Origin of the sequence: Nitrospira sp. (assembly GCA_029194665.1) — a bacterium.
Lineage (GTDB): Bacteria > Nitrospirota > Nitrospiria > Nitrospirales > Nitrospiraceae > Nitrospira_D.
Genome location: JARFXO010000007.1, coordinates 16,244 through 35,521 on the forward strand (window position 1 = coordinate 16,244; position 19,278 = coordinate 35,521).

19 protein-coding genes are annotated in these 19,278 nt (G+C 56.3%); all 19 read left to right on the forward strand.

The annotated features are described in order from the left end of the window. Nucleotides 1-12 precede the first annotated feature (12 nt). Nucleotides 13-555: an OmpH family outer membrane protein gene (locus tag P0119_19960; GenBank protein ID MDF0668329.1), complete on the forward strand. Its 543-nt coding sequence runs from the start codon at nucleotides 13-15 to the stop codon at nucleotides 553-555. 38 nt (nucleotides 556-593) lie between these two features. After that, nucleotides 594-1,046, forward strand: coding sequence for a 3-hydroxyacyl-ACP dehydratase FabZ (fabZ, locus tag P0119_19965; protein ID MDF0668330.1), 453 nt, complete (start codon nucleotides 594-596; stop codon nucleotides 1,044-1,046). Between the two features lie 115 nt (nucleotides 1,047-1,161). Next, the gene (gene lpxA, locus P0119_19970; protein ID MDF0668331.1) at nucleotides 1,162-1,980 is read left to right on the forward strand and encodes an acyl-ACP--UDP-N-acetylglucosamine O-acyltransferase; all 819 of its coding nucleotides are present in this window, start codon (nucleotides 1,162-1,164) and stop codon (nucleotides 1,978-1,980) included. A 22-nt stretch (nucleotides 1,981-2,002) separates the two neighbouring features. Further along, nucleotides 2,003-2,845: a UDP-2,3-diacylglucosamine diphosphatase LpxI gene (gene lpxI / locus P0119_19975; GenBank protein MDF0668332.1), complete on the forward strand. Its 843-nt coding sequence runs from the start codon at nucleotides 2,003-2,005 to the stop codon at nucleotides 2,843-2,845. Nucleotides 2,846-2,886: 41 nt separating this feature from the next. After that, nucleotides 2,887-3,900 carry a Gfo/Idh/MocA family oxidoreductase gene (locus tag P0119_19980; GenBank protein MDF0668333.1) on the forward strand — a complete coding sequence of 338 codons (1,014 nt, stop codon included), beginning with the start codon at nucleotides 2,887-2,889 and terminating at the stop codon, nucleotides 3,898-3,900. An 83-nt stretch (nucleotides 3,901-3,983) separates the two neighbouring features. Then, the gene (lpxB, locus tag P0119_19985) at nucleotides 3,984-5,126 is read left to right on the forward strand and encodes a lipid-A-disaccharide synthase (GenBank protein MDF0668334.1); all 1,143 of its coding nucleotides are present in this window, start codon (nucleotides 3,984-3,986) and stop codon (nucleotides 5,124-5,126) included. 17 nt (nucleotides 5,127-5,143) lie between these two features. Next, nucleotides 5,144-6,859, forward strand: coding sequence for a lipid A export permease/ATP-binding protein MsbA (gene msbA / locus P0119_19990; protein MDF0668335.1), 1,716 nt, complete (start codon nucleotides 5,144-5,146; stop codon nucleotides 6,857-6,859). A gap of 16 nt (nucleotides 6,860-6,875) precedes the next feature. Then, nucleotides 6,876-7,532 (forward strand): lysophospholipid acyltransferase family protein, encoded by a 657-nt coding sequence (locus P0119_19995; GenBank protein ID MDF0668336.1) that lies wholly within the window; start codon nucleotides 6,876-6,878, stop codon nucleotides 7,530-7,532. 111 nt (nucleotides 7,533-7,643) lie between these two features. Then, a complete protein-coding gene (locus tag P0119_20000; GenBank protein MDF0668337.1) occupies nucleotides 7,644-8,981 on the forward strand; it encodes a 3-deoxy-D-manno-octulosonic acid transferase in 1,338 nt (445 codons plus the stop codon). A 1-nt stretch (nucleotide 8,982) separates the two neighbouring features. Continuing rightward, on the forward strand, nucleotides 8,983-10,056 hold the full coding sequence (lpxK, locus tag P0119_20005; protein ID MDF0668338.1) for a tetraacyldisaccharide 4'-kinase: 1,074 nt from the start codon (nucleotides 8,983-8,985) through the stop codon (nucleotides 10,054-10,056). A 10-nt stretch (nucleotides 10,057-10,066) separates the two neighbouring features. Continuing rightward, the gene (waaF, locus tag P0119_20010) at nucleotides 10,067-11,800 is read left to right on the forward strand and encodes a lipopolysaccharide heptosyltransferase II (GenBank protein MDF0668339.1); all 1,734 of its coding nucleotides are present in this window, start codon (nucleotides 10,067-10,069) and stop codon (nucleotides 11,798-11,800) included. Nucleotides 11,801-12,023: 223 nt separating this feature from the next. Beyond that, entirely contained in the window at nucleotides 12,024-12,923 is a 900-nt protein-coding gene (locus tag P0119_20015) for a class I SAM-dependent methyltransferase (protein MDF0668340.1), read from the forward strand. 13 nt (nucleotides 12,924-12,936) lie between these two features. Beyond that, nucleotides 12,937-14,085 carry a lipopolysaccharide heptosyltransferase II gene (gene waaF / locus P0119_20020; GenBank protein ID MDF0668341.1) on the forward strand — a complete coding sequence of 383 codons (1,149 nt, stop codon included), beginning with the start codon at nucleotides 12,937-12,939 and terminating at the stop codon, nucleotides 14,083-14,085. After that, nucleotides 14,076-15,101, forward strand: a complete 1,026-nt coding sequence (locus P0119_20025; protein MDF0668342.1) for a glycosyltransferase family 9 protein — start codon at nucleotides 14,076-14,078, stop codon at nucleotides 15,099-15,101. Before waaF (P0119_20020) ends, P0119_20025 begins: the two co-directional genes overlap by 10 nt. Nucleotides 15,102-15,234: 133 nt before the next feature. Further along, on the forward strand, nucleotides 15,235-15,792 hold the full coding sequence (locus P0119_20030; protein ID MDF0668343.1) for a winged helix-turn-helix transcriptional regulator: 558 nt from the start codon (nucleotides 15,235-15,237) through the stop codon (nucleotides 15,790-15,792). A 132-nt stretch (nucleotides 15,793-15,924) separates the two neighbouring features. After that, on the forward strand, nucleotides 15,925-16,287 hold the full coding sequence (locus P0119_20035) for a four helix bundle protein (GenBank protein MDF0668344.1): 363 nt from the start codon (nucleotides 15,925-15,927) through the stop codon (nucleotides 16,285-16,287). A gap of 85 nt (nucleotides 16,288-16,372) precedes the next feature. Continuing rightward, a complete protein-coding gene (locus tag P0119_20040) occupies nucleotides 16,373-16,879 on the forward strand; it encodes a UpxY family transcription antiterminator (GenBank protein ID MDF0668345.1) in 507 nt (168 codons plus the stop codon). 210 nt (nucleotides 16,880-17,089) lie between these two features. After that, nucleotides 17,090-18,358, forward strand: a complete 1,269-nt coding sequence (locus P0119_20045; protein MDF0668346.1) for a flippase — start codon at nucleotides 17,090-17,092, stop codon at nucleotides 18,356-18,358. 35 nt (nucleotides 18,359-18,393) lie between these two features. Then, nucleotides 18,394-19,218 (forward strand): methyltransferase domain-containing protein, encoded by an 825-nt coding sequence (locus tag P0119_20050; GenBank protein MDF0668347.1) that lies wholly within the window; start codon nucleotides 18,394-18,396, stop codon nucleotides 19,216-19,218. Nucleotides 19,219-19,278 lie beyond the last annotated feature (60 nt).

Below are 19,278 nucleotides of genomic sequence, written 5' to 3' on the forward strand. Positions count from 1 at the left end.
TGGAGGTGGGTTATGACGGGGACAGCGAGAGTGATCATAGCAGGCATCGCGTTATCGCTGGTGCAGTGGGAGGAGCCGCTCTTCGCTGGGGACGCGCTCCGGATCGGGGTTATGGATCAACAGATGGTGATGGAACGGACGAAGGGCGGGAAGCTGGCCTTGGAAGATGTGAAGGGATATTCCATGACCAGACAGAAGATCATCAATTCGGATGAGCAAGACATCAAAGATCTGCAACAGTCTTTACAAGATTCAAACGCCAAACTCACCGACCAGGCGAGGCAAGAGAAAGAGGAACAGTTGCGGAGTAAGATGGAAGCGTATCAGCGCCGCCTGCAAGAGTTTAATCGTGAAGTTCAACAAAAACAGCGCGAGATGGTCTCGGAATATGGACAAAAGATCGCAGCGGCAGCTAGGGTCGTGGCTCAGAAAGAGGGATATACGGCCATCTTCGATAAAGGCAACGAGGCGCTTATCCGCATTGTTCTCTATTATCAGCCGGCACTGGACGTGACGGACGCGGTCGTCAAGGAATTTGATCGACAGAACCCGTGAGGCGCAGAACCACCTGGGGCAGAGAGGAGGCAGAGCCAATGGCATCGGTCGAGCAGGCTGAGATTCAGGCGTTACTTCCCCACCGGTATCCATTTTTGCTGGTGGATCGAATCAAAGAGTTTGAACCGCAAAAGAGCATCGTTGGGTTCAAAAACGTGACCGTCAATGAACCGTTCTTCCAAGGACATTTCCCCGGACGCCCGGTGATGCCCGGAGTGCTGATTATCGAGGCCATGGCGCAGGCAGGCGGTGTGCTGGTCTTCAAGTCGGGGGGATCGGTCGGAAAAACCGTCATGTATCTGACGGGTATCGACGAGGCAAAGTTCCGGCGACCGGTGGTGCCAGGCGATCAGCTCCGTTTGGACATCGAAGTCCTCAAGAAGCGTCCTCCGTTCTGGAAAATGCAAGGAAAGGCATATGTAGACAATGAGATGGTCTGTGAAGCCGTAATAACGGCGATGGTGATCGAAGAGAAGGCGGAAACACGGTGAGCGATCCTGATCGTTCTTCATTCCCTGATGCGGTAAGGTGAAGTGGTGAGCAAGGCAGTGGTCCAGTGGCTGACCAATGGTCTGTGATATCTGGCGCGAGTGAAGGGGGGTATGCGTGAAGATACATCCAACAGCGATCGTTCATCCCAAGGCGAGTCTCGATGGTGACGTTGAGATCGGGCCGTTCTGTGTAGTCGGGGAGCATGTCGCGATCGGGAAGGGAAGCCGATTGCTCTCCCATGCGACGATCGATGGGTGGACGGAGATTGGGGAGCGGAACGAAGTGCACCCGTTTGCTTCGATTGGAGGTCCTCCACAACACCTAGGTTATAAGGGGGAACCGACCAAGGTCCTCATCGGTCACGACAACATTATCAGGGAGTACGTCACGATCAACCGGGGAACCGTCCAAGGGGGTGGAGTGACCTCTCTTGGGTCAAATGGCATTCTGATGGCCTATGTGCATGTGGCACATGATTGTCGGCTTGGCGACCACATCATTATGGCCAACGCGGCAAGCCTCGCCGGACACATCACCATCGGGGATCATGCCGTCATCGGAGGATTGACCGGTATTCTTCAGTTTGTGCGCGTCGGGGACTACGTGATGGTCGGCGGTTGTTGCGCGATAGGTCAGGATATTCCTCCATTTGCGTTGGCAGCAGGCGGGTACCGAGCCCATCTGTACGGTCTCAATTCGATCGGCTTGCAGCGCCATGGTTTTTCTGCCGATCGCATTGCCCTGCTCAAGAAGGCCTTTGATCTGCTCTTTCGATCCGGCCACCGAACGGCCGAAGCGATTCGACTTGCCAAAAAGGAGTTTAAGGGACAGGCCGATGTGACCAAGATTCTGACGTTTATGGAGGGCACCAAGCGTGGAATCTCGCGGGCGGTCAGCCTCGACTCGGAGCGCGAGTTCGATCAACAAATGTGATGTCAGCACTATGCATCTGACCATGCCGATACCAGACGGCCGAATCGGGGTAATCGCCGGAAATGGACGATTTCCGATCATCTTTGCGGATAACGCCCGGAACATGGGTCTTCAAGTCTATGCGGTGGCCCACGAGGGCGAAACCGAACCGGAGCTCGAACGGCATGTCGATCGGATCCATTGGGTCAAGATCGGCCAACTCAATAAACTGATCAACGCGTTCAAGTCCGATGGCGTCCGGAAAGTGGTCATGTTGGGAGGCATCAAGAAAACGCACCTCTATAGCCATGCACGTCCTGATTTTCGCGTGCTGGCTCTGGCCGCGAAATTGGTCCTCTGGAAGGACGACGATATCTTACGTGCGCTCGCCACAGAACTCGAAAAGGATGGAATCACCATCTGTGAGTCGACGTTCGGTCTGGAAGGGATCTTGGTTCAAGAAGGCACGCTCACTTCTCGCCAACCGACCAAAAAAGAGTGGGCCGACATCCGCTATGGCTGGGACGTGGCCAAAGAGACGGGGAGGCTGGACATCGGCCAATGTGTCGTGATTAAAGACCGGGTCGTTGTGGCGGTCGAAGCGGTCGAAGGAACCGATGAAGCGATCAAGCGTGGAGGCGAACTGGCCAAGGATGGTGCAGTGGTGGTGAAGCGGAGCAAGCCGCAGCAGGACCTCCGGTTTGATCTGCCGGCAGTCGGTCCCAGGACGATCGCGGTCATGCGTTCTGTCAAGGCCTCGGTGCTTGCGGTCGAGGCTGGCCGATCCGTGATGCTGGATCGAGAATTGTTGATCAGCCAGGCGGAGGACGCCGGAATCGCCGTCGTCGGCCTCGCTCGCGAAGGAGAAGCGAGCACGGGGACCTGAGTCAACGGAGAAGCTTCGAAATCCGAAGATCTGTCGATCGAGTGATTTTGGGAAGTCAACAGATCGTCAGATCAATAGATCCTCAAATTCAGACAAAAAAGAGGTGTATGACCAAGCTTCGTGCCGGTGTCATCGGGGTTGGGCATCTGGGGCGACACCATGCGCGGCTCTATGCCACGCTGGCCGGCTCGACGTTGGTCGGCGTGGTCGATCAGGACCCCGAACGGGCTCGACTCATCGCCGGTCGGCACAACGCACAGGTCTTCGACAGTCTCCCCGAACTCTTGAAGCAGGTCGATGTCGTGAGTGTTGCCGTCCCTACCTCCGCTCACTATTCTGTCGCCAAAGTCTGTCTTGAAGCCGGAAAACATGTTCTGATTGAGAAGCCCATCACCGTCCTTCCATCCGAGGCACAGGAACTTGTGGACTTGGCGAAGGTCAAGGGGCGCTGGTTGCAAGTGGGCCATAGCGAGCGGTTCAATCCCATCATCCAGATGATGCTGCCGCATATCCAGCGGCCGGTGTTTTTCGAATGTCACCGGCTCGGTACGTACAATGAGCGGGGCACCGACGTCGATGTCGTGCTGGATCTGATGATTCACGATCTGGACCTGATCTTGTCCTTCAATCCAGGGCCGGTGGAAGAGGTGCGGGCTGCCGGAGTGCCGGTGCTCTCCTCAACCAGCGATATCGCGAATGCACGCATTCAATTTAGAAGCGGGTGTGTCGCCAATTTAACTGCGAGCCGAGTTTCTTTACATAGCATGAGGCGGTTGCGTCTGTTCCAGCGCGACAGTTATGTGTCGATGGATTTTCAGTCCCGTCAGGGCATGATCGGCCGCCGGTCGGCTGAGCCGGGCCAAAAACCGAGGGTGGCCGTTGAAGAATTTAAAGCCGGCGACGCCGAGCCCCTAAAGTTACAACTTGAATCGTTTCTGCATGCGATCCGGACGGAATCATGCCCGGTGGTATCGGGCGAAGACGGGGCGGCCGCTCTGGAAGTTGGTCATCTGGTGCTGTCCGCAATCCAAGAGTTTCTGCAACGCAATGCATAGGCCGCCGCTTGCGGATCGGCGTGGCAGTCGCTTCGGCTTAGTCCATCGGATCGTCATCACCGTCTGCATCTTCGTAGATCGTCATGGCCCGTATCCTGATTATTTCCGGTGAAGCCTCCGGCGACCTTCACGGAGCCAATCTTGCCAAAGCGCTGAAATCGCGCGATCCTCAGGTCTCGCTGGCAGGAATCGGTGGCCGCGCGATGGAGGCGGCCGGTGTGCGGTTGGTGGAGGAAATGGGGCGATTTGACGTCATTGGGATGGTCGGCCCCTTGGCGTTGCTGTCGATCATACGGCGGTTGATCACGATGCGGCGGTTATTCCGATCAAATCAATGGGACACGGTGGTGTTTATCGATCATCCTGGACTCAATATGCGTCTTGCATATTTTGCCAAGGCGGCAGGCTTGCGGGTGGTGTACTATATCGCGCCACAGATTTGGGCCTGGGCGCCTTGGCGGATTCGGTGGATCAAACAGCGTGTCGATCACGCCCTGGTCATACTCCCGTTTGAGAAGCCCCTCTACGACAAGGCGGGTGTACGCTGTACGTTTGTCGGCCATCCTATATTGGATGCGGTCGCAGGACGGTACGATCGAAGGGAGTTACGCGGCACATTCGGTTTCTCCGATGACGAACGCGTGATTGCCTTGTTGCCGGGAAGCCGACCTCATGAGGTACAAGTATTGCTGCCGATCCTCATCGAGGCTGTGGAGAAATTGGCGCGCAGGGAACCCAAAACGAAGTTTATCCTGGCGCAGGCCTCCACCATACAGGATAATCTGTTGCAGCCCCTCCTGAGCCGAAGCCCCGTTCCTATCGCGCTGGTCAAGGAGCAGGCCGCCGAAGTGATGGCCTTGTCGGACCTTGTGCTGGTGGCTTCTGGTACGGCCACGCTGCAAGCGGCTGTGGTCGGCACTCCTATGGTGTTGTTTTATCGAACCACGCCGCTGACCTTTTGGTTTGCGAATGCGGTGATTCGTTTCGTCATTCGAGTCAAATGGATCGGGCTGGTCAATCTGGTGGCTGGTCGGACGATCGTGCCGGAGCTGATCCAATCGGCTGCGACAGGGCAGCGATTGTATGAAGAGGCTCTTCGAATCTTGGACGATCGACCGGCGTACGATGAGATGAAACGGGAGTTGGCAAAGGTTCGGGCCGCTTTGGGCGAATCGGGTGCGTCAGCCAGAGCTGCGGAGGTGGTGTTGAAAGCATGTCAGGCTTAGAGCGATTCAAGAGGCTGATGAGTTATGTGAAGCCGTACCGTATGCGGTTCTTGGCGGCCTTCGTCTGCTCAGGTTTGGTGGCACTACTCAGTGGGGCCTATGCCTGGCTTGCACGCCCGGTTTTGGACGATATCTTCATCCAGAAAAATGAACAGATGTTGCTGGTCCTGCCCCTGGCGCTCCTGGCGGTCGCAACGCTCAAGGCGCTCTTCAGCTACGGCGTGGGATATTTGATGGCCTATGTCGGCAACGGGGTCGTGGCGGACATCCGACAGCAATTGTTTCAACAGCTGATGCGACTGTCTGTCGGATTTCATGACGCCAATACATCGGGACGTCTGGTCTCGAGGGTCGTGAACGATGTGGGGATGATGGCAAATGCCGCATCGAGCGTCGTCAAGGATATTTTCCAGAACGGGCTCACGTTTCTGGCGATGGTGGGCGTCATCATCTATCAGAATTGGAGGTTGGCGGCGATCTCTCTGGTTGTGATCCCGCTGTCGGCACTGACGATGGTACGGGTGGGAAAGCGATTGAAGCGGCTGGCGACCAGCGGACAGGAGCAAATGGGGGACATGGCCTCAACGCTCCAAGAAACGTTCGCGGGTATCCGAGTCGTGAAAGCGTTCGGGCGGGAGGAGGCGGAGGCTGAACGATTCAAGGAGCGAAACCAGACCTTTCTCTCGACCACGTTGAAGTCCAACCAGGTCTGGTCGCTCGGCCACTCGCATATGGAAATCATCGGGGTGATCGGTGTCGCGACCATTATTTGGTACGGAGGCTATCTGGTTATTCATGAGGCGATGACTCCCGGCGCCTTTTTCTCGTTCCTGGCGGCGATGTTTATGGCCTATACCCCGATCAAAAAACTATCGGGCGCCAACAATTTGATTCAACAGGCGCTGGCGGCGGCTGAACGGGTCTTCGACGTGTTGGACTTGGAAACCGAGCAGTCTCAGAACCGCGGTACGGTCCCGCTGGCTGGGATCAAACGAGCCATCGAATTTCAGAGCGTCTCCCTGCGGTATGAGAATCAGACGGCCCCGGCTCTGACCGATGTGGATCTCACGATTAAGCCCGGCGAAGTGATTGCGCTCGTCGGCAGCAGCGGGAGCGGAAAGACCACATTGGTCAGTTTGCTGCCTCGTTTCTATGAACCGACCGTGGGAGGCATTTACATAGACGGGATTCCATTGACCTCATACGAGTTACAATCGCTGAGGGCGCATATCGGAACCGTTTCGCAAGAAATCGTCTTATTCGATGATACCGTCCGAAACAATATCGCGTTCGGAAGGACCGGCGCTGGCCAGGCCGACGTCGAGCAGGCGGCGAAATCGGCCTATGCCCACGACTTTATTCTCCGCTTGCCGGAAGGATACGATACGATTATCGGGGAACGCGGCCTCAAGTTATCGGGCGGCGAGCGACAACGTCTCGCGATCGCTCGCGCCATTCTTCGTGACCCGCCGCTTCTGATCCTCGATGAAGCGACATCGGCACTCGACACCGAATCAGAACGGATCGTACAGTTGGCTTTGGGCAATTTGATGAAAAATCGAACCACCCTGGTGATTGCACATCGGCTCTCGACCATTCAAAACGCGGATCGAATCATCGTCTTGGATCGAGGGGCTGTCGTGGAAATGGGCTCTCATGAGGAACTGCTTCGGCAGGGAGGGGTCTATCATCGCCTGCATGCTATGCAATTCCAGGATATGACCAATGTGTGATGATGTGAGGTCCTGAGTGCTGAGGGCTGAGGGTGGAAAAAGCCTGAAGAAGCGCGCCGAACAGTGGGTGAAATTCTCTCTGCTGCCGCCGGTCGGAGCCGTTGCCATTCGCACCCTCGCACGGTCGATGCGTTGGGAGACTCGCGGTCACGAGGCGCTCGATGGGTTGTATCGTGAAGGGCAGAACGTCATTTTCGCGTTTTGGCATGCCCAGCAATTGATGACTCCGATCGGTTATCGAGGAAGAGGTTTGCACGTGCTCATCAGCCGACATGGAGACGGGGAAATCATCGCTCGCATCGCTGCAAGATTCGGCCACGAAGCTGTTCGCGGGTCGAGTACGCGTGGAGGGGCCGGCGCGCTTCGGGCCATGATTAGGCTTGCAAGGTCCGGTCGGGATCTCGTGGTGACTCCCGATGGCCCCAAGGGGCCGCGTCATGTCGCAAAGCTCGGCGTGATTCATCTGGCCAAGGCGACAGGCCTTCCCATCGTGCCGGCTGCCTTTGCCTGTTCAAAAAAAAACTCTTTGCGAGCTGGGATCGCTACATGGTCCCATACCCGTTTTCCAGAGGCCTCTTTCTTTATGGGAATCCGCTCTGGATCTCGCGTGAAGCCGATGAAGCCTCACTCGAGGCGGCTCGCTTGGAGCTTGAGACGATCCTCAATCGCCTGACGGATCAAGCGGAACAAGACGTCGTTCGTTAACCGTCATGCGCAGCTCAGAGGCGGCGTTTCGGATTATTCTACGCTTGACCCATGACGAGTGGCGGTCAGCGGTCTTTTCATGTGGAAGATTCTCTATAACATCTGCCTACTTCTTGCGGCACCTGTGATTGTGGGCGTCCTCCTAGCCAAGCCACGTTGCAGACCGGGATTTTTCCAGCGGATGGGCCTGCAGGTCCACTCTTCAGACTGCGGTGGGTCGCAGCAGCCGCTTATTTGGGTACACGCAGTGTCGCTCGGTGAAGTGGTGGCGGCAGCACCGCTCGTGAAGGCGCTGCACGAGCGCCATCCGGAGTTTCGCTACATTGTGACGACGGTGACTGAGACCGGACGTGAGGCGGTCGAACAACGTTTAGGGGGCATCGCCGAACACAGATACGCTCCGCTGGATTTTCCTTGGGCCGTGGCAAGTATGGTTCGGCGCCTGCGCCCAATGCTCTATCTGTTCGTCGAGACCGAAATATGGCCCAACTTACTGTGGACATTACGAGATCAGGATGTGCCCTCTGTATTGGTGAATGGGCGGCTGTCTTCCCGGTCCTTTCGCCGTCAGGATTTGCCTATGATTCGGTCCTTCTATCGCTCCGTGCTTCAGACATTGACGCTCTGTCTGATGCAAACCGATAGGGATGGGGATCGTCTGGTTGCATTGGGGGCCGACCCGAAGCGGGTTCACGTGACCGGCAATATCAAGTTCGATCAACCGCTGCCGGACGTTCGATCCGAGGAGTCGCTCCGCGGAAGCTTCGGGATCCATGGGCAGGAACAGTTGATTCTCGCCGGCAGTACGCATCCCGGCGAAGAGGAGCTGTTGGTTTCGGCCTATCGACAGATCGTGAAGACCTATCCCTCAACGGTGTTGATGTTGGCGCCGCGCCATATCGAGCGGACTGAACGACTCGAAGCGACGGTTCGAGAAGCCGGATTGGTCGTCCAGCGGAGGAGTCGGATTCAAGAGAAGCGATCCGGGCCACGCGTGGTCATTTTGGATACCAGAGGAGAGTTGTCTCGCGCCTATCGAGAAGCTGTCGTGGCGTTTGTAGGCGGGACTCTGGTTCCCGTCGGAGGACACAATTTATTGGAACCGGCCGTGTGGGGCACACCCGTTATGTTTGGGCCCCACACAGACCATTGTGCGGAGGTCGCGACGCTCTTGTCCAAAGCAGGAGGAGGTCGACGAGTGACGGGAGAAAAGGATCTTGTCGCCTCTCTTGAAGAATGGCTGGGTCGGCCTGAAGCTCGATATCGGGTAGGCCAGGCTGCAAGGCAGGCGGTGCTGGACAATCAAGGCGCACTGACACGGAGTCTGGAGTTCATTGAAACCTGTCTCCTTGCAGCTCCTTCGTATTCCGGCTCCTGTGTTGCAACAGGGCCGGGACCTCTTATGGCCAAACATTAACATGGCATTCTTGCAGCCTGGACAACCGGTCCGTAAAGGGCTTTACTGGGTTGCTGGGCTGTACGGCCTGATCATCCGGTTTCGGCTGTGGTGTTATCGGAAGGGGTGGCTCAGTACCACGCGGCTGCCCTGTCCTGTGGTGAGCGTGGGCAATCTTACGGTCGGGGGGACAGGAAAAACCCCCATCGTCATTCTCCTGACGGGCCGGCTGTCGGCCAAAGGGCGGAGAGTGGCGATCTTGAGCCGGGGATACAAACGGACGAGTGGGGTACGGCAACTTCTCGTCTCTGATGGTTCTCGAATCGTAGCTGGCCCATTGGAAGCGGGGGATGAGCCATTCCTCATGGCGCAACGTTGCCCCCACGCCATTGTGGCGGTGGGAGCCGATCGGGTCGCGCTTGGTCGGTGGGTGTTGGATCGGTATCCAGTCGACTGCATCGTTCTAGATGACGGCTTCCAACATCGTGCACTTCACCGTGATGTCGATCTTGTGTTGCTGGATGCCACCGATGCCCCAGGACTTGATGCGCTGCTTCCGGCCGGCAGACTGCGGGAACCCTTGACGGAGCTTGGTCGAGCCAGTGCGATTGTGATTACCCGTGCCGATTCGCGTCATGATGTGGATGCGATCTATAGCAGATTGCGAACGATCTCATGCCTACCCGAAGACGCCGTTGAAGTTGTGTTCCAACCGGAGTCCGTCAGGTCGCTCGTTTCGGGTGAGCCGCAACCGGTTGAATGGTGTCGAAGAAAAAAAACGTGGTTGGTCAGCGGTATAGGGAATAGCCGATCATTCCGTCGATCAGCCGAATCGATGGAGGTTGAGGTCCTGGGTGAGACTGCCTTTGAAGATCATCATGGCTATCAGCACAGCGACATTGAGCGGATTCGTGCCAATCTACAGGGCACCGGCGGCGAGATCGTTCTGACGACTGAGAAGGACGGAGGGAAGCTGCTCCCCTTGCTCACTCCAAGCGACCCTTGGTGGATGCTTCGCCTTGGGACGAAAGTCGTGCGTGGAGAAGAGCGGCTGCACAGGTTAATCGATGGGACGTTACAGGGTGAGGTAGAATAAGTGGACTCTCGTGCGTAAGAATTTGCCTCGCAAAATCCTGGTGCGGGCGCCGAATTGGATCGGCGACGCCGTCATGTGCGAGCCGGCTGTCCGTGGGCTGCGGTCTCTGTTCCCTGAGGCCGAGCTGACCATGCTTGCCAAACCTGCCATCGCAGAGCTGTTCAACGCCCACCCGGGGGTTAATTACGTGCTGCGGTACGATGACAAGGGAGCGCATGCGGGAATGTCGGGAAAGTGGTCGCTCGCCGGTACCTTGCGACGGCATCGTTTCGATTTGGCGGTACTGTTTCAGAACGCGTTCGAAGCCGCATTCCTTGCGTGGCTCGCCGGCATCCCACGACGATATGGCTATGCAACCGATGGGAGAGTCCTATTTCTGACCGAACCGGTGGCCGTTGCGAAAGGCCCTGTTCCGGTACATCAAGTCGAGTACTACTGGAATTTATTGCGACCATTGGGACTGGCTGGTGGAGCCACTCTTCCTACGCTGCTCGTTTCGACAGACGAGGATCGAACGGTCGATGTGCGGCTTGCCTCGGTCGGTATCTCCTCGTCGGACATCATGCTCGGGATCAACCCCGGCTCAATCTATGGCAGCGCCAAGCGGTGGTTGTCAGACCGATTTGCCGAAGTCGCGAAGCGACTTGTGCGGCGATTGGAACAGACTGAGAACGCGCAAGTTGCAGTGGTCATTCTTGGAGCAAAGGGAGAGGAACCGCTGGGGAAGGATATTGCCGCTCAGCTCGGCGGGCGATCGGCAGTCCTATCCGGTACGACGACCATTCGGGAACTCATGGCGGTGGTGAAGCGTTGTCGCCTGCTGATTACGAACGATACAGGGCCGATGCATATTGCGGCGGCTTTTGGTGTGCCGGTTGTGGCGGTATTCGGTCCCACGGATTGGCGCACCACTGCTCCCTATGGGCAAGAACGGTCGATCGTGCGGGAAGCCGTAGACTGTGCGCCCTGCCTCCTCAGGGAATGTCCGATCGATCACCGTTGTATGACTCGCGTCTCCGTTGACCGGGTCTATGAAGCGGCAGTGCAACAGATCGCAGGTTCATCCGGCGTATCTCGTTTGGCTGGGACGAAGGTGCAGGACGCGGAGAGAGTGATTCAGACAAACCAGACGGACCAAACGAACATGCTTTCCGGCTACACCATCTTTCTCGATCGAGACGGAACGCTCAACCCCGATCCCGGCTATATCAAGTCCACCGATCAGTTTGAGCTGTTCCCAGGGGTGCCTGAGGCGCTCGCCAGGTTGAAGCGGGCCGGTGCCAGATTGATCGCCGTCACCAATCAATCGGGGATCGCGCGGGGATTCTTGACGCGCGATGACCTCGATGCCGTGCACACGAAGCTACAGTGTCTTCTCGCTGCTGCAGGTGCGTCACTCGATGCGATCTATTTCTGTCCTCACCATCCTGACGACGGTTGCGACTGTCGAAAGCCGAACCGTGGGATGATCGACCAAGCCGTGCAAGAACGGCAGGTGAATCTTGATCGAGCCTACGTGATCGGCGATCACATCCGCGATATTGAGTTGGCGAAGCGTATCGGGGCGCGAAGTGTTTTGGTGACGACTGGAGTCGTTCCCCGGGAGGAAGGAGAAAGGCTGAAAGTCTCAGGGGCGGCGCCAGATTGGATCGCCGCTTCGTTGACGGAGGCTGTCGATTGGCTCTTGTCTGATGTCAGCCGGTTGTCCGCACCGATCGGCGCGCGTCAGGTCACGCATCCGTGAGCACGGATGGAGATGGAGAGGCGCTATTCGGTCCGGCTTGTGTCGACTGAAGAGCCGGCGTAAGTTGTGTCAGCGGCGATGTGACGAAGGAGTTGGCGGTGTTGTTCGGGGAGAGAGGAGGATGGCAGTGAGCCGACCAGTGACCACGTGTTCCATTCCTTGTAACCTTTGTGGTGGCACCGAGGTGTCGGTTCTTTCGAACAGAAGTCGAAGCGGGAAGTCATTGCGTACCGTCATCTGTCAAGCCTGTGGGCTCGTGTGGTCGGACCCACGTCCTCATGACGCCAGGCGGTTTTACGAGGAAGAGTATCGACTCTCCTATAAACACAGCTATAGCCCGAAGCCCAAACATGTCTTGCGCGCGGGCCATGTGGCCCTCTCGCGATTCGAGAAGATTGAACGGTTGCTGTCGAATCGGAAAACAGTTCTGGATGTCGGCACCGGGGGAGGAGAGTTCGCCTATCTGCTTCAATCGTTGGGGCACGGTGTGAACGGGATTGAACCGAATAGAGGGTATGCCGACTATTCCATTCGCGAATATGGGCTCACGGTACAGGTCGGGTTCGTGCAAGACGCGGGGTTGGCACCGGACTCGTTCGATGTGGTCACGATCTGGCATGTGCTCGAACACACGGAAGATCCCGGTTTCATTTTGGACTTGCTCCGATCCTGGCTCAAACCGGACGGTACGCTTGTGGTGGAAGTTCCGAATGTGGAGGCAACCTGCCAGGCTCCTCACAGTACCTTCCATGAAGCCCATCTTTATAATTTCAACGTGGTGTCATTGCGTAGGTTGGCCAAAAAACATGGGTTGTACGAGGTCAAGCATCTGATCTCTCGCGACGGTGGGAACATCACGATGTTCTTTTCCCGCATGGAGCCGCTGGTCGACGATCATTACGATGCCTCGATTCCCGGCAACTGCGAATGGATCTCGAGGATCGTGCGTCAGCACAGCAACGTGCGACGCCACTTGACGTCGTTGCCGTACGTTCGCGTTTGGCAACGCCTCTGCCGAACAGTCCAAGAGAGGCGAGATACTGCGGGTGAGCGGAACGGTAAGGCACTGCTCGACAAACTCTATTCTGCTCAGCTGCCGCTCCATTCTGTCGGACGGCCATGAAGCGAGTCGGACCGTGCAAGGATTGACGACAGGCGTTCTTCCTTCGTCTTTAGGCTCTGACGAACGGGGTTCGCCGGAAGGTTGTCCGGTACCAGCGGTTAACTCTCTCTCTAGTCGTTCCGCGTCGACGTTGAACTGCGCCCGTATTCTTCTGATCAAGCCCAGTTCTCTCGGGGATATCGTTCACGCCTTTCCAGTCGTCTCGGCGATCAAAGCGCAATGGCCGAGATCGCATATAACATGGGTGGTGAAGCGTCAGTGGGCTGGCCTTGTCGAGCGTGCGGAGGAAGTCGACCGTGTCTGGCCTGTGGAGATGACGGTGAAGAGTTGGATTCAAGAAGGCCAGGCATTGCGAGCAGAGCGGTTTGATCTCGCCATCGATTTGCAAGGCCTGTTTCGCAGTGGCATTTTGGCGCGTTTCAGCGGCGCACCGACGCGTATTGGATTCGCGAATGGGAGGGAAGGGAGCCCATGGTTTTATACTCAACGGGTACCGGTGCTCAGCCCCGATATTCACGCTGTCGACCGATATCTTTCGGTTGTCGCGGCGTTGGGAGCAGCTCTGCCTGACAAACCGCGATTTGGGTTCAGGTTGTCGGAGGAGGACATGTCAGCGGTTCGGGAGCTCTGCCGGCGCAGAGGCTTTTCGGTGGACAGGCCATGGGTCGCCATGAACATGGGGGCGCGCTGGCCGACAAAGCGCTGGCCGCAGGCGTCCTTCGCCGCCGTCGTGGATCAGCTGCATGAGACACAGCTTGATCCGATCGTCATGATAGGAGGTGCGGATGAACGTGCCTACACCAATAAGGTGAGAACTCTGACAGACCGCCCATTCATCGATCTGAGCGGTGAGATCCCATTGGGGTACTTACCGGCCCTGCTTTCTAAGGCGACCGTCATGATCACCAACGATTCCGGACCGATGCACGTTGCCGCCGCGCTTGGAGTTCCGGTCATTGCGATGTTTGGCCCGACCAGTGCGGTTCGGACCGGTCCCTATGGGGCCGGCCATCATGTATTAGCCGGTCAGGTATCCTGTAGCCCTTGTTTCAGTCGTGTCTGCAGACATGATCCTGAATTGGAATGCCTTCATCTCATTAAACCGACCCACGTGGTCGATCTGATACGACCGCTGTTGGCGGCTCACGTACCATGTCGATGAATGTCCTCATCGTTCGCCCGGACGGTATCGGTGACGTCCTGCTCTCGCTTCCCGTGGCGACCCAACTCAGGCGGCTTGTGCCGGGGGTCACGATCGGTTTTCTCACCAGTCCTACGGTCGCGCCGCTCCTCGATCGCCATCCCGATGTGGACTATGTGCGAACGATTCGCTTCATGGACCCATTCAAAGAACTCCGTCGCGCCTTTACACAAGGAGTTGAGGCGGCGATTTTTCTGAAGCCCTTTCGTCGTCTGATGTGGGCCGCATGGGTGACTGCTGTCCCAATTCGAGTTGCGACGAGGTACCGTTGGTATAGCCTATTGGCCAACCGCCATGTTTACGAACATCGCAGCGAATTTTCGAAGCATGAGTCGGAATACAACGTTGAAATGCTGAAAGGGTTGGGATTGCGCCCCCAGCCTGTAATCCCGCCCGTACTCACCTTGACGGAAGCGGAACGGGACGCCGGTGCAGCTCGGTGGTCGCGACTGCCGAGTCCTCGCGTCGTGGTCCACCCGGGAGGAGTTTCTGCGCGCCGCTGGCGGCTGGACCATTACCGTGACCTGGTCGTTGCATTGACGGAAAAAGGGTATGGTGTCCTGCTCACAGGAAGCGATCAGGAGCGAGCGGAGTTCGGCAAAGGTCCGCTGCCGTTTACGACGTTTTCCTCAGGGGTAGTGGATCTTATGGGTACTCTGTCGTTGCGGGAGCTGATGTCGGTGATCGCCAATGCTCATGTCGTCGTCTCAGGAGCGACAGGACCGGCTCATCTGGCGGCAGCCCTAGGTGTCCCCGCCGTCACCTTGTTTGACCCGCGACGAAACAACTTGCCTGTGAGATGGAAACCTCTTGGGACGGGAGTCTTGCTGCGACCGGATGTTCCCACTTGCGAAAAATGTATCGGGGAGGTCTGCCCCTACTGGGATTGTCTTGATCGATTCACTGTTGCAAAGGTCACGTCCGCAATCGCCAAGGTCTCAGAGGCCCCGTCAGCGCTGACCGTGCTTCATCTGTAAGACGTCTCATCGTTGCTGTGGAGAGTTGGTTCTGGATGCTGCGCTTGACTCCAATGCGCTTCTGCGTTCATATTCTGAACGTTGGGTACGGCCATCTAACTATATGAATCTCCAGGGGCAACGAGATCTTCTCTTGCTGAGCGAGCTGGAGCGCGATGGTGCGGTCACCCAGCGGTCTCTTGCGACAAAGCTAGGGGTTGCTCTAGGTCTGACGAATCTCTATCTTAAGCGGTTGGTGCGGAGCGGCTATATTAAAATAACCACGATTCCCTCACACCGGGGTCGGTATGTACTGACTCCACAAGGGCTTGCTGAGAAATCCAGGCTGGCCTATCTCTATATGGAGTATTCCCTGTCTCACTACCGCGATATGCGGACGCGGCTACGAGGAGCGCTGTCTGATACGGCCCAAAACGGAACGAAACGGGTCGTCATTTATGGAACAGGTGAACTGGCGGAGATGGCGTATCTGTCGCTCCGAGAAATGCATATGACCTTGGTTGGATTTGTAGATGATAGCCGGCAGGAGGCGTTTTTATCCTATCCGGTCTGGCCGCCGGAGGTGTTGAGTGAATGGGAATTTGATGCGGTGTTACTGGCGGATTTCGACCAGGCAGCGGGGCACCGTGCAACATTGCAGCAACGCCTCGTTCCTGATGGCAAGATCATAGCGCTGGCTCCATCATTCTGAGTGCTGCGGAGCGGTTGTTTTTTCTGTTCCCTGTAAGTGAAAGGGCGGAGCTGTGTCCTCAGGATGCGCGACAAGCGCGACTGGCGGGATTCGTGAGAAAGGTGTGACTCGCGAGAGTTGCCGAAAGGGCGAATGGCCATAATCCGGTTTGAGGATCTTGAGGTATGGCAGGAATCTACTTCGTTGGCGGTTGAGATATATGCCGTCTCGAAAGATGGCAGCTTTTCACAGGATTTCGGTTTCAGGGATCAACTGCGACGATCGGCTGTTTCGATTGCTTCAAATATCGCCGAAGGCAAGGAGCGAGAGACGATTCCGGAGTTGATTCGCCATCTCTATATCGCAAAAGGATCATCCGGTGAACTCAAGACGCAGCTTTTCATTGCCGAGCGAGTGGGTTACATCGGGTCAGACCGTGCCAAAGATCTCAGACAAGCCGCTGAGAAGATCAGCGCCAAACTCGGCGCTTTGATTCGAACACTCAAAGCGAAGTAGCGAGATTCCTTATGAGCGCTCGATTATCCACTTTGGCGTGTCCCGCATCGCTCGCATTTCCCGCATGTCGCGCGCGAGGTGGGGCATGAACGAGTTCATGCCCGCACCTCGCTGGTACGCACTCCGTACCAAATCACGCCATGAAAAACTGGTACGAGATCAGTTGGACAAGCAAGGAATCGAGCCGTTGCTGCCGACGGTCAAACGGCTGAGCCAGTGGAAGGACAGGAAAAAGGAAATCGAGGTCCCGCTGTTCTCCGGCTATTGTTTCGTGCGGTTTTCTCAGCCCGAAAAGACGCCGGTGCAAAAGATCGTGGGCGTCGTCGAAATCGTCGGCAGCGGAAGTCGACCCGAAGCGATCCCTGAGCAAGAAATCGCTGCGCTACGCCGCCTCATGATGAGCGTGCTTCCGTATGATCCCCATCCCTATCTCCATGAAGGGATGAGGGTGGAAGTCGTTCGGGGCCCTTTACAGGGAGTTCAAGGCATTCTCTTACGGAAGGAAAAGCGACATCGACTCGTGATCGGAGTTCGAGTGGTCCAGCAGGCCGCAGTAGTAGAAATCGACGTGAACGATGTCGTACCGATGTGAACGAACAGATGCTGCGTGATCAGCAGGGAAAGCATAGGAGGCCAGTGCCTGTTTCAAGGGGCTCTCAAGCAAACGGATTTCTTAGACTCTCAGCGGCTGCAAGATTGCGGGCGTCTCTGGGCAACTGAACCTATGGATTCGTGGTGGGTGCGGCTATTGCCGGCGGTGTTGCGGCGTCGTTTCGAGGGCCGGATCGCCGCTCAGAGAGTGATGACGAATGCCATTTGGCTGTCGTCCGATCATGTGTATCGATTGAGTATCAGTGTGGTTGTGAACGTGTGGATGGCACGGTATCTTGGCCCTCAACAATTCGGGCAACTCAGTTTTGCGGCAGCATTTGTCGCACTGTTTTCGGGACTGTCCACGCTGGGACTTGATAACGTGGTAGTTCGGGATCTTGCACGGGCGCCTCACACCAAGGAACTTACATTAGGCAGTGCGTGGCTGATCAAATTTGTAGGCTCAGGTGCGGCCTTTATCCTGGCAATAGTGGTGATCTCGTGGATCCGGCCTGATGATGTTCTTAGCTTTTGGCTGGTGTTTCTGTTTGCTGGCGTGTTTGTGTTTCAAAGTGTGGATGTGATCGATATGTGGTTTCGCTCGGCACTCAAGTCGAGGCTCTCTGTTATTCCTAAGATGATTGCAATTACTGCAGGGGCTTTGGGGAAGTCCGGCCTCATACTCGTTGGTGCTCCGCTCATCGCATTTGCATGGATGGGGCTTGCTGAGGCGGTGGTAGGGAGCGTCGCTCTGCTCGGCGTATTCATGTGGTTGGGGGAAGGGTTCAACCCGTGGCGGATCCATTCCGGGCGAGTTCGTGCCTTGCTGAAGGATGCCTTTCCGTTGGCGTTGTCCGCCATGGTGATCATTCTGTATATGCGGATCGATCAAGTCATGCTCGGCGAACTGTTGAATGATGAAGCAGTCGGCATGTACACCGTTGCAACCAAAATATCAGAGGTGTTTTATTTCATTCCTAGTGCGTTTGTGATGTCGTTGGTGCCGGCGCTTGTGCAGGCAAGGGAATCGGATGGTGCGAACTATCTCGCACGAGTGGAGGAGATGTTCTCAATAGTGGCTATCGGTGCCATTCTCATTGCCGTGCCCATCTCAGTTTTCGCCGATCCGTTGATAAAGTTTGTCTTTGGTCCGAACTTCGCTTCGGCTGCTCCGGTGCTACAAATTCATATCTGGGCATTGGTATTTGCGGCCTTAGGGGTTGCCAGTGGTCAATACCTTCTCCTTGAGGGCCTCAACAGTATTTTATTGCAGAGGACGGCATTGGGTGCGGCCGTCAATATTATGTTAAATGTTCTCTGGATACCCCGGTACGGAATTGTCGGTGCTGCGTGGGCTTCTCTGATCGCATATGGGATAGCCACCTGCTTCCTGTTCCAAAATGTAGTGTCGCGTAGATGTCTCAACTTGATGGTCAGGAGTCTGTTTTATCCAAGAATGCTCGCAGTGCTATGGCGCTGAAGCGGGTTTCTTCAACCGCGCGCGCAGGTGGATGGATGAAATTCTGGCGAGCGTTCAAGGCTGAGATCAATCGACAGGCGTATCTACATACCGGTCGTCGGCCATGGTCCAGAGGGTATGGTGAATATCGACAAAGTGAGATACAGCGAATACTCGATCATGGACTGTTTAGTGCCGACCAGCTTCCTCAACACTACGGTTTCCGACTTGACGAGCGGGTGATCGAGTATCCCTGGCTGTTCAATCGTCTTCGTGCCGATGAGGGGGTCCTCTTAGACGCGGGATCCGTTCTCAACCATCGCTTTCTGCTAGAACGAGCGGTATTCAGAAATAAACGCGTGTTCATTTCTACTCTTGCGCCGGAGCCCATTTCATTTAATGCGTTGGGTGTGTCGTATGTTTACGAAGATTTTCGAGACAGTGGCTTTAAGAACGACTACTTCGATTGGATCGTCAGCCTCTCGACCCTGGAGCATGTCGGGATGGATAACACGATGCTGTACACGAGTGATGTCTCTAAAAGGGAAGACGCTCCTCTTGCCTATTTGGGTGTGGTACAAGAACTCAAGCGCGTTCTGAAACCTGGAGGGCATTTCTATGTGACCGTTCCGTTCGGAAAAGCCCAGACTTACGGATGGTTTCAGATATTCGATGCGCCGATGGTCGATGCACTCATTCAGGCGTTTGCTCCCACCTCGTGTAGCGAATTTCACTTCAGATACTTGCCCGAGGGGTGGAGGGTGTCGACGCGCGAGCAATCTGCCGGCTCGACCTATTTCGACATTCATAACACCAAAACCTATGACGCTGACTTTGCTGCCGCATCGAGGGCGGTCGTCTGTTTAGATCTCCTCAAGTAATGTTGGGCAGGTTACGGGCTTACAAGCAGAGCCGGACAGTCAAGTCGGAGCCCGGAGTAG

What these genes read in the sequence shown, in the direction of transcription:
- P0119_19960 (MDF0668329.1), top strand. Translation starts at nt 13, where the DNA reads ATGACGGGGACAGCGAGAGTGATCATAGCAGGCATCGCGTTATCGCTG.
- fabZ (MDF0668330.1), top strand. Translation starts at nt 594, where the DNA reads ATGGCATCGGTCGAGCAGGCTGAGATTCAGGCGTTACTTCCCCACCGG.
- lpxI (MDF0668332.1), top strand. Translation starts at nt 2,003, where the DNA reads ATGCCGATACCAGACGGCCGAATCGGGGTAATCGCCGGAAATGGACGA.
- lpxB (MDF0668334.1), top strand. Translation starts at nt 3,984, where the DNA reads ATGGCCCGTATCCTGATTATTTCCGGTGAAGCCTCCGGCGACCTTCAC.
- msbA (MDF0668335.1), top strand. Translation starts at nt 5,144, where the DNA reads ATGAGTTATGTGAAGCCGTACCGTATGCGGTTCTTGGCGGCCTTCGTC.
- P0119_20000 (MDF0668337.1), top strand. Translation starts at nt 7,644, where the DNA reads ATGTGGAAGATTCTCTATAACATCTGCCTACTTCTTGCGGCACCTGTG.
- lpxK (MDF0668338.1), top strand. Translation starts at nt 8,983, where the DNA reads ATGGCATTCTTGCAGCCTGGACAACCGGTCCGTAAAGGGCTTTACTGG.
- P0119_20025 (MDF0668342.1), top strand. Translation starts at nt 14,076, where the DNA reads ATGTCGATGAATGTCCTCATCGTTCGCCCGGACGGTATCGGTGACGTC.
- P0119_20035 (MDF0668344.1), top strand. Translation starts at nt 15,925, where the DNA reads ATGGCCATAATCCGGTTTGAGGATCTTGAGGTATGGCAGGAATCTACT.
- P0119_20040 (MDF0668345.1), top strand. Translation starts at nt 16,373, where the DNA reads ATGAACGAGTTCATGCCCGCACCTCGCTGGTACGCACTCCGTACCAAA.
- P0119_20045 (MDF0668346.1), top strand. Translation starts at nt 17,090, where the DNA reads ATGACGAATGCCATTTGGCTGTCGTCCGATCATGTGTATCGATTGAGT.
- P0119_20050 (MDF0668347.1), top strand. Translation starts at nt 18,394, where the DNA reads ATGAAATTCTGGCGAGCGTTCAAGGCTGAGATCAATCGACAGGCGTAT.